This window comes from Serratia sp. CY71090, from assembly GCF_052166845.1.
In the GTDB taxonomy this organism is placed as follows: Bacteria; Pseudomonadota; Gammaproteobacteria; order Enterobacterales; family Enterobacteriaceae; genus Serratia; species Serratia nematodiphila.
Map to the genome: position 1 here is coordinate 1 of NZ_JBJNOA010000020.1, position 14,271 is coordinate 14,271.

The window sequence follows — 14,271 nt, forward strand, 5'->3', positions numbered from 1 at the left end:
GATTGTCTGATAAATTGTTAAAGAGCAGTGAGTTAGGCGCTTTCGCTTGCTAACTCGAGGTGGCGTATATTACGCTTTCCTCTTTCAGAGTCAACCCTAATTTTCAGGATTTTTTCTCTGCGACCCCCGGATACTCTGTGAAGTTGTTCACATGTTCCGTGTCGATGGAGGCGCATTATAGGGAGTTCCTCGCAGGCCGCAACAGGTATTTTCAGCAAAAACGATCGTTCGCTGCATTCCACAGCAAAACCCCGCCTTATACCCACTTGCACACAGTGTTATCCACAGATGCGATTTGTACGGAAAATTTACGAGCGCCACGCAAACGTTTTCGCTACAATTCCCCGCGACGAAACGATCCCCCTTTTTATGGGGGCGTTACCTGAATATGTGCCTGACCCTCCCTTTATAAGGCAAAAAACCTTCCTTATAGAGAGAACGAGGTGGACATTCACGTAACGCTCTTTAATTGCGACTCAAAGCCAAGGGATAAAACCATGCAACAACCTCGTCCAATCCGCCGGGCCCTGCTCAGCGTGTCTGACAAAACCGGTATCGTTGAATTCGCCGAAGCGCTTTCCCAGCGCGGCGTTGAACTGCTGTCCACCGGCGGCACCGCTCGTCTGCTGGCAGACGCCGGTCTGCCCGTTACCGAAGTTTCCGACTACACCGGTTTCCCGGAGATGATGGACGGACGAGTTAAGACCCTGCACCCGAAAGTCCACGGCGGCATTCTCGGCCGCCGCGGCCAGGACGACGCCGTCATGAATCAGCATGACATCAAGCCTATCGACATGGTGGTCGTCAATCTGTACCCGTTCGCCCAAACCGTGGCGCGCCCGGATTGCTCGCTGGAGGATGCGGTCGAGAATATCGATATCGGCGGCCCTACCATGGTGCGCTCCGCCGCCAAGAACCATAAAGACGTCGCCATCGTGGTGAAGAGCAGCGACTACGCCGCCATCATTACCGAGATGGACAACAACGACGGTTCGCTGCGCTATGCCACCCGCTTCGATCTCGCCATCAAGGCCTTTGAACACACCGCCGCCTACGACAGCATGATCGCCAACTACTTCGGCGCGCTGGTGCCGGCGTACCACGGCGAGACCGAACAGCCGTCCGGCCGCTTCCCGCGCACCCTGAACCTCAACTACATCAAGAAGCAGGATATGCGCTACGGTGAAAACAGCCACCAGCAGGCCGCCTTCTATATAGAGGAAGAAGTAAAGGAAGCTTCTGTCGCGACCGCCGAACAGCTGCAGGGCAAAGCGCTGTCCTATAACAACATCGCCGATACCGACGCCGCGCTGGAATGCGTGAAAGAGTTCGACGAACCGGCCTGCGTGATCGTCAAGCACGCCAACCCTTGCGGCGTGGCGATCGGCGACGACATTCTGGCCGCCTACGAGCGCGCTTACCAAACCGATCCGACCTCCGCCTTTGGCGGCATCATCGCCTTTAACCGCGAGCTGGACGCCGCCACCGCGCAGGCGATCATCAGCCGCCAGTTCGTGGAAGTGATCATCGCGCCAAACGTCACCCAGGAAGCGCGCTCCCTGCTGGCCGCCAAACAGAACGTGCGCGTGCTGGCCTGCGGCCAGTGGCAGCAACGCGTGGCGGGGCTGGATTTCAAACGTGTCAACGGCGGGCTGCTGGTGCAGGATCGCGATCTGGGCATGGTCACCGCCGCCGATCTGCGCGTGGTGTCAGAACGCCAACCGACCGAGCAGGAGTTGCGCGACGCGCTGTTCTGCTGGAAAGTGGCCAAGTTCGTGAAATCCAACGCCATCGTTTATGCGCGTGACAACATGACCATCGGCATAGGCGCCGGCCAGATGAGCCGCGTTTACTCCGCCAAGATCGCCGGCATCAAAGCGGGCGACGAAGGGCTGGAAGTGAAAGGCTCCGCCATGGCCTCCGACGCCTTCTTCCCGTTCCGCGACGGCATCGATGCCGCGGCGGCGGTTGGCATCACCTGCGTGATCCAGCCGGGCGGTTCGATCCGCGACGACGAAGTGATCGCCGCCGCCAACGAACACGGCATCGCGATGATCTTCACTGACATGCGTCACTTCCGCCATTAATTCCTTTTGCCGCGTGCGCTCCGGCGCACGCCATTCGTGGAGCTTCTGATGAACATTTTGATTATCGGCAACGGCGGGCGCGAACACGCGCTGGCCTGGAAAGCCGCCCAGTCTCCGCTGGCGGATAAAGTCTATGTTGCGCCGGGCAATGCCGGCACCGCGCTGGAAGCCAATCTGGAAAACGTGGCGATCGCCGCCACCGACATCCCCGCCCTGGTCGCTTTCGCCCAGAGCCATGACATCGGTCTGACCATCGTTGGGCCGGAAGCCCCGCTGGTGATCGGCGTGGTCGATGCCTTCCAGGCCGCCGGTCTGAAAATCTTCGGCCCGACGCAGGCCGCCGCGCAGCTCGAAGGCTCCAAAGCCTTCACCAAAGATTTCCTGGCGCGCCACCGCATCCCGACCGCCGAATATGAAAACTTCACCGAGGTGGAGCCGGCGCTGGCCTATGTGCGCCGCAAAGGCGCGCCGATCGTCATCAAGGCCGATGGCCTGGCGGCCGGTAAAGGCGTGATCGTCGCGATGACGCTGCAGGAAGCGGAAGAGGCGGTGCGCGACATGTTGGCCGGCAACGCCTTCGGCGACGCCGGCCATCGCATCGTGGTGGAAGAGTTCCTCGACGGCGAAGAAGCCAGCTTCATCGTGATGGTCGATGGCGAGAACGTGGTGCCGATGGCCACCAGCCAGGACCACAAACGCGTCGGCGACGGCGACACCGGCCCGAACACCGGCGGCATGGGCGCCTACTCCCCGGCGCCGGTCGTGACCGACGAAATCCACCAGCGCGCCATGGATCAGGTGATCTGGCCGACGGTGCGCGGCATGGCGGCGGAAGGCAATACCTACGTCGGCTTCCTGTATGCCGGCCTGATGATCTCCGCCGACGGCCAGCCGAAGGTGATCGAATTCAACTGCCGTTTTGGCGATCCGGAAACTCAGCCGATCATGCTGCGCCTGCGCTCCGATCTGGTGGAGCTGTGTCTGGCGGGCGCCGAAGGCCGTCTGAACGAGAAGAGCTCTGATTGGGACGAACGCCCTGCCCTTGGCGTGGTGCTGGCAGCCGGCGGTTATCCGGGTAACTATCGCAACGGCGAGGTTATCCAGGGGCTACCACAGCAGGAAAGCGCCGACGGTAAGGTCTTCCACGCCGGCACACGCTTGCAGGGCGATGACGTCGTCACCAGCGGCGGCCGCGTGCTGTGCGTGACGGCGCTGGGCGATACCGTGGCGCAGGCGCAGCAACGCGCCTATCAGCTGGCGGAAGGTATCCAGTGGCCGGGCAGCTTCTGCCGCAAAGATATCGGTTATCGCGCGATTGCGCGCGGCAAATAATTTGATCTTTCATGATCATGACCAGAGGCTCCGCAGCGCGGGGCCTTTTTTATAGCTGGTCTTCTTTCGGTTCCCAGCTGCAGAAGTCGTCGTTCGCCACCAGCAGCAGCTCGCTGCCTTCCGGCGCTTCCAGCCAGGCGACGCTCACCGGCCGGCTGCTGCTGCGGGCGCGTTTTTCGATCCAGGCGATGGAGGCGGCATCCAGCCCCGGTTTCATGCTTTGGCCGTCGCAGGTTTGCACCTCGCCCTGCATCCAACGCCCCTGCAGCAATTTGACCTTGCCGGCGCGCAGCGCATTGCTCACTTCGAGGATCCGTCGCGCCTGATATTGGTACAGGGCGATTTCATCGCGGGTCAGCGGTTCGCGGCGTGTCGCCAGCTGGCGCTGCATAAAACTCACCGTGCCATCGTCGGCAAAGCGCAGCTGAATGGAATCTCGATCGCCGTCGGCGTCGTTACGTTTGATTTGGCGCAGCACGTCGCCCTGATAGGTGTACAGCGTGGTAATGGTACCCGGGCCGCGGTAAGGGCTGTAAACGCTGACCAACACTTGCGGACGATGTTGCTCATCGTCTTTACGCCACAGACGTATCACGCCCTGATCGGCCACGAAGCCGCTGGCGGTAAAACTGGGGATATCGGAATGGAAACTGCAGGCGCTCAGGCCGACGGCGATGCCAACGGCCATGAGCGCCCGACGAGTAAACAAAAGGGGCGCCATCGCCCCCCTGTTTAATCTTTTCACCGAGGCGCGGTCTTATTTAACGGCGTCTTTCAGTGCTTTGCCAGAAACGAACGCAGGCACGTTGGCTGCTGCGATTTTGATTTCTTTGCCAGTCTGTGGGTTGCGGCCAGTGCGCTCGCTACGATGGTTTACTTTGAAAGTACCGAAGCCAACCAATTGTACTGCATCACCTTCTTTCAGAGACTCAGTAATTGCAGCCAGGGTGGATTCCAGAGCCAGTTTAGCTTGTGCTTTGGAAAGGTCAGCCTTGTCCGCGATTACATCAATCAGTTGAGTCTTGTTCATAAGTTATCCTTACAGTGTGTTTATCGTTTGCAAAGCATCGAGTGCGACGGATATGCCGATTGACAGCACTCTCCTGCATACACGCACCGATAGCCACTTTTTTTACGCCCCCCAAATGTAGACCAGACAGGGTGCGGATGTGAAGCCTTAAGGCATGACAAATCAGGCGTTAAATCACGTTTTGTTGCCTTATTGCGCTAAATTTATCCCGATGTTGCTGACGCCCGCCTCCCGCAGGTCGGATCGCAGCCCCTTGATCAGGTCTATATCGCGCTCTTCACAGGCGTCCAACAGGCGGAAAATTTCCCATTGAATGTCCCATTCTTCCTCTACCGCCGGCAAACTTTCCAACTCTTCGTCGGTCATTTCCTTACCGGCTTGGGTCATTTCCAACATCGCCACGGTGCGAATCGATGTTTCACTGATGGCGATGGCGTGCTCCAGCGTCTCCCCGCCGAGCCGCGAATGGATCAGTTCCCCTAATGCGATACAGGCATCAATTGCCGGGTAAACGCCGTAAAGATCGTAATCTTCCGCCGACGGAATCGCCTCTTCCAACTTCTCGAGCTGGCTGTCGAAGTTGACCTTGGCGTCCTTCACCACCAGCGTTTCCCACACCAAATCCAGAATGCGGCGATAAACCGCCGGATCGCCGAACTCGGTCTGTTTGCAGAACATCTGGTAATTCGGGTACATACGCTCGCACAAACTGGCCATAAAGGTCAAATGTTGCCAGCCCTCGAGCCGTTCCAGACGTAAATGAATCGGGTTACGTAGCATGCTTTACTCTCTTACGCGTTATCTGCGGCGCAGTGTACCCGAAATCGCTCATGGCGACACCTCCGGATGCTGCTGCAACCACCGCTGAAACGCCGGACGGCGCGAAGCGATGGCGTCGGCCCAACGGGTCGGCTCCGGCAAACGGTAGCCCGCCATGCAGCGCTGCACCCACGCCAGCGCGCTGTCGGCGCCCACGCGGTGACCGGTTGAGATGAACAGCGGGTTGCAACGCGCCTTGCTACGCCATACCCAGCCCAGCTGTTCTCCCTTATCTTCCAACGGCGCCAGCGCGCCGACGGCGGCGTCCAGCGGCGCGAATTTGCCGCACAGGCGCTTCTTGGCCACGCCGATGGTCGGCACATCGACCAGCAGGCCGAAATGGCTGGCGACGCCGAGGCGCCGCGGATGTGAAACGCCGTGCCCATCGACGAAGATCAGCCCCGGTTTTTGCCGCAGCTGCGCCCAGGCGGCCAACAGCGCCGGGTATTCGCGAAACGACAGGAAACCCGGGATATAAGGCATGACGGTGGCGATGCGCGCCACCTGATACTCCACCAGCTCCAGCGACGGATAGCGCAGGATGGCGATGGCGGCGCGCGTCACCGCGCCCTCTTGCTCGAAGCCCACATCGGCGCCGGCGATGAACGCCGGCGGTTCGGCCGGCAGCTCGTCGTAGCGAATGACTTCAGCGGCGCGCCGCAGCTGTTCGGCGCGCAGAGCCGCCATATCGGTCACATCGGATCCTTAACGGTGGTATTTCGCCGACTGCGCGTGCACCGCCTCGACGAAGGCCCCGGCGTGCTCCGGCGGCACATCCTGATGGATGCCGTGGCCCAGGTTGAACACATGACCGTTGCCGTGGCCGAAACCGGCCAGAATGGTCTCCACTTCTTCCGCGATGCGCGCCGGAGAAGCATAAAGCATCGACGGATCCATATTGCCCTGCAGCGCCACTTTGTCGCCTACGCGACGGCGCGCGTCGGCGATGTCGGTGGTCCAGTCCAGCCCCAGCGCATCGCAGCCGGTGGCGGCCATCGCCTCCAGCCACTGCCCGCCGCCTTTGGTGAACAGCGTTACCGGCACGCGGCGGCCGTCGTTTTCACGCAGCAAGCCATCGACGATCTTGTGCATGTAGTGCAAAGAGAACTCGCGGTAATCGCGCCCGGTCAGCACGCCGCCCCAGGTGTCGAACACCATCACCGACTGCGCGCCGGCCTTGATCTGGGCATTGAGGTAAAGGATCACGCTGTCCGCCAGCTTGTCCAGCAACAGGTGCAACGTGGCCGGCTCGGCATACATCATCTTCTTCAGCTTGGTGAATGCCTTGCTGCTGCCGCCCTCAACCATATAGGTAGCCAGCGTCCACGGGCTGCCGGAGAAGCCGATCAGCGGCACTTCGCCCTTCAGCTCGCGGCGAATGGTGCGCACTGCGTTCATCACATAGCCCAGCTCCACTTCCGGATCGAACACCGGCAGTTTGTCGACGTCGGCGCGGCAGGTGACGGGGGAGCTGAAACGCGGGCCTTCGCCGGCTTCAAAGTACAGGCCGAGCCCCATGGCGTCGGGAATGGTGAGAATGTCGGAGAACAGGATGGCGGCGTCCAGCGCGTAGCGGCGCAGCGGCTGCAGCGTAACCTCGCAGGCCAGCTCCGCGTTCTTGCACAGCGACATGAAATCACCGGCCTGGGCGCGAGTCGCCTTATACTCCGGTAAATAACGACCGGCCTGGCGCATCATCCATACGGGGGTCACATCCACCGGCTGGCGCAACAGCGCGCGCAGGTAACGATCGTTCTTCAACTCAGTCATTTATGGGGCTCCCTTAATAATCTGCCGGCCATTGTACATTATTCTGCCCGGCACAGCGCCACGGTGTCCTCAATCAAGCGGCGCGCCACGGTGCCGGGCGGCGGCAACAGCGGCAGTTGGTCGTAACGATACCAACCGGCATTGAGCAGCTCCTTGGGATCGTGACGAATCTCACCCTGGTGGTAATCGGCCATAAAGGCCATCATCAGCGAGTGCGGAAACGGCCAGGGTTGTGACGTGACGTAGCGCAGGTTCTTGATTTCAATATTGCTCTCTTCCATCACTTCGCGCGCTACCGCTTGCTCCAGCGTTTCGCCCACTTCAACGAAACCGGCCAGCACCGTGTGAATGCCGCCGCGATGGCGCACGTGCTGCGCCAGCAGGATCTGATCGTCGCGCCGAATGGCGACGATCACGCAGGGCGCGATCTGCGGGTAGTAGCGCTCCTTGCAATGGCCGCACAGGCAGGCGCTTTCGGTGCGGCTGAGGTGCATCTCATGGCCGCAGTAGCCGCAATAGCGATGGGAGCGGTAGAAATCCGCCAACTGCACGCCGCGCCCGGCCAGCTGGAACAGACCACGATCCTGATCCAACAACTGACGCACCGACCCCATCTCCCGCGGCATCGCCTGGCGCACCAGCCAGACCGGCGCGCCCTCCCACTCACCGATGACGCGCGCCATGTGGCCCTGCAGCCCGAGGGCGGCGGCGGTCCCCGACGGCAATTCACCGTTCGGTAACCAAAGTTTGCTTTCATGGCTGACGATCCACCAGCCGTTTTCATTGCCCGTTAATGCAAGTTCCATATCGTTGTTGCACAACCTCAGCTTCACTGGCACTCTACAAATCGGCTTTGTTACATTTTAATAACTTACCGGTTACTTTTGTTACTTACACGGAGTCAAACATGCTCAACCATTTGGAAAGGCTGACTCAGCGCGTTGGCGGTAGTAATGAATTAGTTGATCAATGGCTTCAGGCCCGCAAGCAGTTGCTGGTCGCCTACTGCACGCTGGTAGGCCTCAAACCGAATAAAGAAAAGCATACGCCGCTGAATGAAAAAGCGCTGGAGAACTTTTGCCATAACCTGGTGGATTACCTCTCCGCAGGGCATTTTCATATCTATGACAGAATTATCAAACAAGTGGAAGGCGCAGCCAGTCCGAAAATGTCGCTGGCGGTGAACATCTACCCCAAGCTGTGGGCCAATACCGAACAGATCATGGCGTTCCACGATCGCTATACCGAAGTGGATATCGATCAGGAGGTTTGTCTGGAATTCCACCAGGCCTTGTCGGATATCGGCGAAACGCTGGCGGCGCGCTTTGCGCTGGAAGATAAGCTGATCCTGCTGGAAGCGGAAACCACGCAGCAACCACTGCCGGACCAGGCGCTGGATCCGGCGCGTTAAAATTTTATAGTTTTTTTTCTTATCCCTCCTATACTGGGGGGCATCTTGTCGGAGTGCCTAGCGCCTGATTTGTTCATCGAATCAGCCAGGCTGAGACCGTTAATTCGGGATCCGCGGAACCTGATCGGGTTAATACCCGCGAAGGGAACAAGAGTAATCTATCGCCACAGACACGGCCTTCCCCTTGCGGGCGCCCTGCCTTATCGGCCACCATCATTACTCCCTCCGAGCTCCAGACAAGCAACTTTCCCAACCCAACACACTGGTAGGAACTTGCTATGTCTAACGTTAATCCACCGCGCGCCCGTAAAGCGCAACGCGAAGCCGCTCAGCAGTTTATCGACACCCTGCAAGGCATGGCTTTCCCAAACTCACGCCGCATCTACCTGCAGGGTTCGCGCCGCGATATCCAGGTGCCGATGCGTGAAATTCAGCTCAGCCCGACCCTGGTCGGCGGCAGCAAAGATAACCCGCAGTATGAACCCAACGAGGCGATCCCGGTGTATGACACCGCCGGCCCGTACGGCGATCCACAGGCCGAGCTCGACGTGCACGCCGGCCTGGCCAAGCTGCGCGCCGGCTGGATCGACGCACGCGGCGATACCGCCACCCTGAGCGGTGCCAGCTCCGGCTTCACCCAGCAGCGGCTGGCGGACGAAGGTCTCGATCACCTGCGTTTCGAACACCTGCCGCTGCCGCGCAAAGCGCTGCCGGGCAAGTGCGTAACCCAGTTGCACTACGCCCGCGCCGGCATCGTCACCCCGGAGATGGAATTCATCGCCATCCGTGAAAACATGGGGCGCGAACGCATTCGCGGCAAGGTGCTGCGCCACCAGCATCCGGGCCAGGGCTGGGGCGCCAACCTGCCGGACAACATCACGCCGGAGTTCGTGCGCCAGGAAGTGGCCGCCGGCCGCGCTATCATTCCCGCCAACATCAATCACCCGGAAGCGGAGCCGATGATTATCGGCCGCAATTTCCTGGTAAAGGTGAACGCCAATATCGGCAACTCGGCGGTCACGTCGTCGATCGAAGAAGAGGTGGAGAAGCTGGTATGGGCCACCCGCTGGGGCGCAGACACCGTGATGGATCTCTCCACCGGCCGCTACATTCACGAAACCCGCGAGTGGATCCTGCGCAACAGCCCGGTGCCCATCGGCACCGTGCCGATCTACCAGGCGCTGGAGAAGGTCAACGGCGTGGCGGAAAACCTCACCTGGGAGATGTTCCGCGATACGCTGCTGGAACAGGCGGAGCAAGGGGTCGACTACTTCACCATCCACGCCGGCGTGCTGCTGCGCTACGTGCCGATGACCGCCAAACGCCTGACCGGCATCGTGTCGCGCGGCGGCTCGATCATGGCCAAATGGTGTCTGTCGCACCATCAGGAAAACTTCCTCTATCAGCATTTCCGCGAAATCTGTGAGATCTGCGCCGCCTACGACGTTTCGCTGTCGCTCGGCGACGGCCTGCGCCCCGGCTCAATTCAGGACGCCAACGACGAAGCCCAGTTCGCCGAACTGCATACGCTGGGCGAGCTGACCAAAATCGCCTGGGAATACGACGTGCAGGTGATGATCGAGGGCCCAGGCCACGTGCCGATGCAGATGATCCGCCGCAACATGACCGAAGAGCTGGAACACTGCCACGAAGCGCCATTCTACACCCTCGGCCCGCTGACCACCGATATCGCCCCGGGCTATGACCATTTCACCTCCGGCATCGGCGCGGCGATGATCGGCTGGTTCGGCTGCGCCATGCTGTGTTACGTCACGCCGAAAGAGCACCTCGGCCTGCCAAACAAAGAGGACGTCAAACAGGGCCTGATCACCTACAAGATCGCCGCTCACGCCGCCGATCTGGCCAAAGGCCATCCGGGCGCACAGATCCGCGATAACGCCATGTCCAAGGCGCGTTTCGAATTCCGCTGGGAAGATCAGTTCAATCTGGCGCTCGATCCGGCCACCGCGCGCGCCTATCACGACGAAACCCTGCCGCAGGAATCCGGCAAGATCGCCCACTTCTGCTCGATGTGCGGACCAAAATTCTGCTCGATGAAGATTTCGCAGGAGGTGCGGGACTACGCCGCCGCCCAAGAGGCCGCCAAACCGATCGAGGTGCAGCTGACCGGCATGGAGAAAATGTCCGCCGAGTTCCGCGCCCGCGGCAGCGAGCTGTATCACAGCGCCGGCAATTTGCAGGAGGAGACCAGCAATGACTGATATCACGACGCCCTTCCCGGCGACGCCCTACAAACTGGGGCTCTACCCGGTCGTCGACAGCGTGGAATGGATCGCTCGCCTGCTGGAGGCCGGCGTCACCACCATCCAGTTGCGCATCAAGGACTTGCCTGACGAGCAGGTCGAAGAGGATATCGCCGCCGCCATCGCGCTGGGCCGGCGTTATCAGGCGCGGCTGTTCATCAACGACTACTGGCGGCTGGCGATCAAGCACGGCGCCTACGGCGTGCATCTGGGCCAGGAAGATCTCGATACCACCGATCTGGCTGCCATTCACCGCGCCGGGCTGCGGCTCGGCGTTTCCACCCATGACGACGCCGAACTGGCGCGCGCGCTGGCGGTGAAACCGTCCTACATCGCGTTGGGGCACATCTTCCCCACCCAAACCAAAGACATGCCTTCGGCGCCGCAGGGGCTGACGGAGTTGAAACGCCACATCGCCGGCCTGGCGGATTACCCGACGGTGGCGATCGGCGGGATCAGTATCGATCGCGTACCGGCGGTGCTGGCGTGCGGCGTCGGCAGCGTGGCGGTGGTCAGCGCCATCACCCAGGCGCCGGACTGGCGCGCGGCGACGGCCGAGCTGCTGCGGCTGATTGAAGGCGAGGATCCGAACGATGCTTAACGATCAGGAATTCCTGCGCTACAGCCGCCAGCTGCTGCTGGAGGACGTCGGCCCGGAAGGCCAGGAGAAACTCAAGCGCGCCACGGTGCTGATCGTCGGTTTAGGCGGGCTAGGTTCCCCGGCTTCGCTGTATCTGGCCGCCGCCGGCGTCGGCACGCTGCTGCTGGCCGACGACGACCAGCTGCACGTCACCAACCTGCAGCGGCAAATCCTCTACCGCAGCGCCGATACCGCCACCGGCAAGGCGGCGCTGGCGCAACGCCACCTGCAGGCGCTGAACCCGTTGGTGGAATCCATCCCGCTGGCGCAGCGGCTGCAAGGGCAAGCGCTGCGCGACGCGGTCGCCCGCGCCGATCTGGTGCTGGACTGCTGCGACAATATGGCGACCCGCCATGAAGTCAATGCCGCCTGCATCGCCGCCGCCAAGCCGCTGATCAGCGGCAGCGCGGTCGGCTTCAGCGGCCAGTTGCTGGTGCTCGAGCCGCCCTATGCGCACGGCTGCTACGCCTGCCTGTACCCGGAGCAGGAAGAGCCGCAGCGCAACTGCCGCACCGCCGGGGTGCTCGGCCCGGTGGTGGGCGTGATCGGCACCCTGCAAGCGCTGGAGGCCATCAAGATGCTGGCCGGCATGCCTTCTTCCCTCAGCGGTAAACTGCGGCTGTTCGACGGCAAGCAGCAGAGCTGGAGCACGCTGCAACTGAGCCGGGCCCGTGCCTGCCCGGTATGCGGAGGCGCGGCATGAAGATCCGTTTAAACGACCAACCGCTGGAGCTGGCGCAGCCGCTCAGCGTCGCCGCCCTGTTGGCCCAGCTGGAACGCCACCAGCCGGGCACCGCGCTGGCGATCAACCAAACCATCATCCCGCGCGCCGACTGGGCCGACCATCAGGTGCAGGACGGTGACGACATTTTGCTGTTTCAAGCGATCGCCGGAGGCTGACATGCTGAAAATCGCCGATACCACTTTTACCTCGCGCCTGTTCACCGGCACCGGCAAGTTCGCCACCCCGGCGCTGATGCTGGAGGCGCTGGCGGCCTCCGGTTCGCAGCTGGTGACCATGGCCATGAAGCGCGTCGATCTGCGCGGCGGCAACGACGCCATTTTGGCGCCGCTGCAGCAGCTGGGCGTCAGGCTGTTGCCCAATACCTCCGGCGCCAAAACGGCCGCCGAAGCGGTATTCGCCGCCCGGCTGGCGCGCGAAGCGCTCGGCACCCACTGGGTGAAGCTGGAGATCCACCCCGATGTGAAATACCTGCTGCCGGATCCGATAGAAACGCTGAAGGCGGCGGAAACGCTGGTGAAAGACGGTTTTGTGGTGCTGCCCTACTGCGGCGCCGATCCGGTGCTGTGCAAACGGCTGGAAGAGGCGGGCTGCGCGGCGGTGATGCCGCTCGGCGCCCCTATCGGTTCCAACCGCGGTCTGCGCACCCGCGACTTCCTCGAGATCATCATCGAACAGGCCAAGGTGCCGGTGGTAGTTGACGCCGGCATCGGCGCGCCGAGCCACGCGCTGGAAGCGATGGAGCTGGGCGCCGACGCAGTGCTGGTGAATACCGCCATCGCCGTGGCGCGCGATCCGGTGCAAATGGCGCGGGCGTTTCGCCTGGCGCTGGAGGCCGGCGAATTGGCGCGCAGCGCCGGATTGGGCGCGAGCCAGCGCGGCGCGGTCGCCTCAAGCCCGCTGACCGCCTTCCTCAGCCAGCCAGAGGAGGCACAGTGATGGCCGACGATTTCAGTAGCCGCTGGCAACAGCTGGATTGGGACGACATTACGCTGCGCATCAACGGCAAAACCGCGCGCGACGTGGAACGCGCGTTGAACGCCGACAAGCTGACGCGCGACGACTTTATGGCGCTGATCTCCCCCGCCGCCGCGCCGTATCTGGAACCGCTGGCGCAGCGCGCGCAGCAGCTGACCCGCCAGCGATTCGGCAACGTCGTCAGCTTCTATGTGCCGCTGTATCTGTCCAACCTGTGCGCCAACGACTGCACCTACTGCGGCTTTTCGATGAGCAACCGCATCAAGCGTAAAACGCTGGATGCGGAGGAGATCGCCCGCGAGTGCGCAGCCATCCAGGCGTTGGGGTTCGAGCATCTGTTGCTGGTCACCGGCGAACATCAGACCAAGGTCGGCATGGACTATTTCCGCCAGCACATTCCGGCGATCCGCCGTCATTTCAGCTCGCTGATGATGGAAGTGCAGCCGTTGGCACAGGAGGAATACGCCGAACTGAAAACGCTGGGCCTGGACGGCGTGCTGGTGTACCAGGAAACCTACCATCCGGCCACCTATCTGCAGCATCACCTGCGCGGCCAGAAGCAGGATTTCCATTGGCGCCTGGCCACGCCGGATCGCCTGGGGCGCGCCGGGATCGACAAGATCGGCCTCGGTGCGTTGATCGGCCTGTCCAACAGTTGGCGCACCGACTGCTACCTGCTGGCGGAACATCTGTTTTACCTGCAACAAACCTACTGGCAGAGCCGCTACTCTATCTCGTTCCCGCGCCTGCGCCCCTGCGCCGGCGGCATTGAACCGGCGTCGATCATGAGCGAGCCTCAACTGGTGCAGCTGATCTGCGCCTTCCGGCTGTTCGCGCCGGACGTTGAGCTGTCACTGTCTACGCGTGAGTCGCCGTACTTCCGCGATCATATGATCCCGGTGGCGATCAACAGCGTCAGCGCCGGATCCAAGACGCAGCCCGGCGGCTATGCCGATGACGTGCAGCCGGAGCTGGAACAGTTCGAACCGCACGACGGCCGCACGCCGCAGCAGGTCGCCGAGGCCATCAGCAACGCCGGGCTGCAGCCGGTGTGGAAAGACTGGGACGGTTATCTGGGACGCGGTGCGCAATAAGCGGCAACGTTTACCGCCGCGTGAAGAAAACGCTGGAGCGGCCGCGCAATGCCGAACGGTGGCGCTGGCGCCGACAAACGCGCCGATTATAGTGACGTTGCCGG

At 61.7% G+C, this 14,271-nt stretch carries 15 protein-coding genes and 1 riboswitch; of the genes, 9 read left to right on the top strand and 6 right to left on the bottom strand.

Going from position 1 to position 14,271, the window contains the following annotated elements:
* The first annotated feature begins 497 nt into the window (after nucleotides 1–497).
* A complete protein-coding gene (gene purH / locus ACJ8OK_RS23735) occupies nucleotides 498–2,087 on the top strand; it encodes a bifunctional phosphoribosylaminoimidazolecarboxamide formyltransferase/IMP cyclohydrolase (RefSeq protein ID WP_033631541.1) in 1,590 nt (529 codons plus the stop codon).
* A gap of 48 nt (nucleotides 2,088–2,135) precedes the next feature.
* Nucleotides 2,136–3,419, top strand: coding sequence for a phosphoribosylamine--glycine ligase (gene purD / locus ACJ8OK_RS23740; protein WP_099032635.1), 1,284 nt, complete (start codon nucleotides 2,136–2,138; stop codon nucleotides 3,417–3,419).
* 49 nt (nucleotides 3,420–3,468) lie between these two features.
* On the opposite strand, the gene ACJ8OK_RS23745 is transcribed toward purD, so the two are convergent.
* The 6 genes from ACJ8OK_RS23745 to nudC all read right to left on the bottom strand — a co-directional run bounded on the left by ACJ8OK_RS23745 (nucleotide 3,469) and on the right by nudC (nucleotide 7,844).
* Nucleotides 3,469–4,140, bottom strand: a complete 672-nt coding sequence (locus ACJ8OK_RS23745) for a DUF1481 domain-containing protein (RefSeq protein ID WP_079007583.1) — start codon at nucleotides 4,138–4,140, stop codon at nucleotides 3,469–3,471.
* A 36-nt stretch (nucleotides 4,141–4,176) separates the two neighbouring features.
* The gene (hupA, locus tag ACJ8OK_RS23750; RefSeq protein WP_004929874.1) at nucleotides 4,177–4,449 is read right to left on the bottom strand and encodes a nucleoid-associated protein HU-alpha; all 273 of its coding nucleotides are present in this window, start codon (nucleotides 4,447–4,449) and stop codon (nucleotides 4,177–4,179) included.
* Nucleotides 4,450–4,638: 189 nt separating this feature from the next.
* Nucleotides 4,639–5,229, bottom strand: coding sequence for a YjaG family protein (locus ACJ8OK_RS23755; protein WP_004929875.1), 591 nt, complete (start codon nucleotides 5,227–5,229; stop codon nucleotides 4,639–4,641).
* 48 nt (nucleotides 5,230–5,277) lie between these two features.
* Nucleotides 5,278–5,964, bottom strand: coding sequence for a deoxyribonuclease V (gene nfi, locus ACJ8OK_RS23760; RefSeq protein WP_033631538.1), 687 nt, complete (start codon nucleotides 5,962–5,964; stop codon nucleotides 5,278–5,280).
* 9 nt (nucleotides 5,965–5,973) lie between these two features.
* Nucleotides 5,974–7,038, bottom strand: coding sequence for a uroporphyrinogen decarboxylase (gene hemE / locus ACJ8OK_RS23765; protein ID WP_004929877.1), 1,065 nt, complete (start codon nucleotides 7,036–7,038; stop codon nucleotides 5,974–5,976).
* Between the two features lie 38 nt (nucleotides 7,039–7,076).
* On the bottom strand, nucleotides 7,077–7,844 hold the full coding sequence (gene nudC / locus ACJ8OK_RS23770) for an NAD(+) diphosphatase (RefSeq protein WP_004929878.1): 768 nt from the start codon (nucleotides 7,842–7,844) through the stop codon (nucleotides 7,077–7,079).
* Between the two features lie 101 nt (nucleotides 7,845–7,945).
* Here nudC and rsd point away from each other — a divergent pair, with 101 nt between their 5' ends.
* The 7 genes from rsd (at nucleotide 7,946) to thiH (ending at nucleotide 14,167) form a co-directional block, all read left to right on the top strand.
* Nucleotides 7,946–8,449 carry a sigma D regulator gene (gene rsd / locus ACJ8OK_RS23775; RefSeq protein WP_085058468.1) on the top strand — a complete coding sequence of 168 codons (504 nt, stop codon included), beginning with the start codon at nucleotides 7,946–7,948 and terminating at the stop codon, nucleotides 8,447–8,449.
* A gap of 39 nt (nucleotides 8,450–8,488) precedes the next feature.
* A riboswitch (TPP riboswitch) is annotated at nucleotides 8,489–8,613 on the top strand.
* Between the two features lie 114 nt (nucleotides 8,614–8,727).
* Nucleotides 8,728–10,671 carry a phosphomethylpyrimidine synthase ThiC gene (gene thiC / locus ACJ8OK_RS23780; RefSeq protein ID WP_033631536.1) on the top strand — a complete coding sequence of 648 codons (1,944 nt, stop codon included), beginning with the start codon at nucleotides 8,728–8,730 and terminating at the stop codon, nucleotides 10,669–10,671.
* Nucleotides 10,664–11,314: a thiamine phosphate synthase gene (thiE, locus tag ACJ8OK_RS23785; RefSeq protein WP_033631535.1), complete on the top strand. Its 651-nt coding sequence runs from the start codon at nucleotides 10,664–10,666 to the stop codon at nucleotides 11,312–11,314. Before thiC ends, thiE begins: the two co-directional genes overlap by 8 nt.
* The gene (locus tag ACJ8OK_RS23790; RefSeq protein ID WP_033631534.1) at nucleotides 11,307–12,056 is read left to right on the top strand and encodes a HesA/MoeB/ThiF family protein; all 750 of its coding nucleotides are present in this window, start codon (nucleotides 11,307–11,309) and stop codon (nucleotides 12,054–12,056) included. Before thiE ends, ACJ8OK_RS23790 begins: the two co-directional genes overlap by 8 nt.
* A complete protein-coding gene (gene thiS, locus ACJ8OK_RS23795) occupies nucleotides 12,053–12,253 on the top strand; it encodes a sulfur carrier protein ThiS (protein ID WP_004929884.1) in 201 nt (66 codons plus the stop codon). Before ACJ8OK_RS23790 ends, thiS begins: the two co-directional genes overlap by 4 nt.
* A gap of 1 nt (nucleotide 12,254) precedes the next feature.
* Nucleotides 12,255–13,034: a thiazole synthase gene (locus ACJ8OK_RS23800; RefSeq protein ID WP_021505237.1), complete on the top strand. Its 780-nt coding sequence runs from the start codon at nucleotides 12,255–12,257 to the stop codon at nucleotides 13,032–13,034.
* On the top strand, nucleotides 13,034–14,167 hold the full coding sequence (thiH, locus tag ACJ8OK_RS23805) for a 2-iminoacetate synthase ThiH (protein WP_442531152.1): 1,134 nt from the start codon (nucleotides 13,034–13,036) through the stop codon (nucleotides 14,165–14,167). Before ACJ8OK_RS23800 ends, thiH begins: the two co-directional genes overlap by 1 nt.
* Nucleotides 14,168–14,271 lie beyond the last annotated feature (104 nt).

Excerpts from the sequence above, each read along its gene's own strand:
- thiH (WP_442531152.1), top strand. The coding sequence starts at position 13,034 with ATGGCCGACGATTTCAGTAGCCGCTGGCAACAGCTGGATTGGGACGAC.
- ACJ8OK_RS23745 (WP_079007583.1), bottom strand. The coding sequence starts at position 4,140 with ATGGCGCCCCTTTTGTTTACTCGTCGGGCGCTCATGGCCGTTGGCATC.
- purD (WP_099032635.1), top strand. The coding sequence starts at position 2,136 with ATGAACATTTTGATTATCGGCAACGGCGGGCGCGAACACGCGCTGGCC.
- ACJ8OK_RS23755 (WP_004929875.1), bottom strand. The coding sequence starts at position 5,229 with ATGCTACGTAACCCGATTCATTTACGTCTGGAACGGCTCGAGGGCTGG.
- purH (WP_033631541.1), top strand. The coding sequence starts at position 498 with ATGCAACAACCTCGTCCAATCCGCCGGGCCCTGCTCAGCGTGTCTGAC.
- hemE (WP_004929877.1), bottom strand. The coding sequence starts at position 7,038 with ATGACTGAGTTGAAGAACGATCGTTACCTGCGCGCGCTGTTGCGCCAG.
- nudC (WP_004929878.1), bottom strand. The coding sequence starts at position 7,844 with ATGGAACTTGCATTAACGGGCAATGAAAACGGCTGGTGGATCGTCAGC.
- thiS (WP_004929884.1), top strand. The coding sequence starts at position 12,053 with ATGAAGATCCGTTTAAACGACCAACCGCTGGAGCTGGCGCAGCCGCTC.
- thiE (WP_033631535.1), top strand. The coding sequence starts at position 10,664 with ATGACTGATATCACGACGCCCTTCCCGGCGACGCCCTACAAACTGGGG.
- hupA (WP_004929874.1), bottom strand. The coding sequence starts at position 4,449 with ATGAACAAGACTCAACTGATTGATGTAATCGCGGACAAGGCTGACCTT.
- rsd (WP_085058468.1), top strand. The coding sequence starts at position 7,946 with ATGCTCAACCATTTGGAAAGGCTGACTCAGCGCGTTGGCGGTAGTAAT.
- ACJ8OK_RS23790 (WP_033631534.1), top strand. The coding sequence starts at position 11,307 with ATGCTTAACGATCAGGAATTCCTGCGCTACAGCCGCCAGCTGCTGCTG.
- ACJ8OK_RS23800 (WP_021505237.1), top strand. The coding sequence starts at position 12,255 with ATGCTGAAAATCGCCGATACCACTTTTACCTCGCGCCTGTTCACCGGC.
- thiC (WP_033631536.1), top strand. The coding sequence starts at position 8,728 with ATGTCTAACGTTAATCCACCGCGCGCCCGTAAAGCGCAACGCGAAGCC.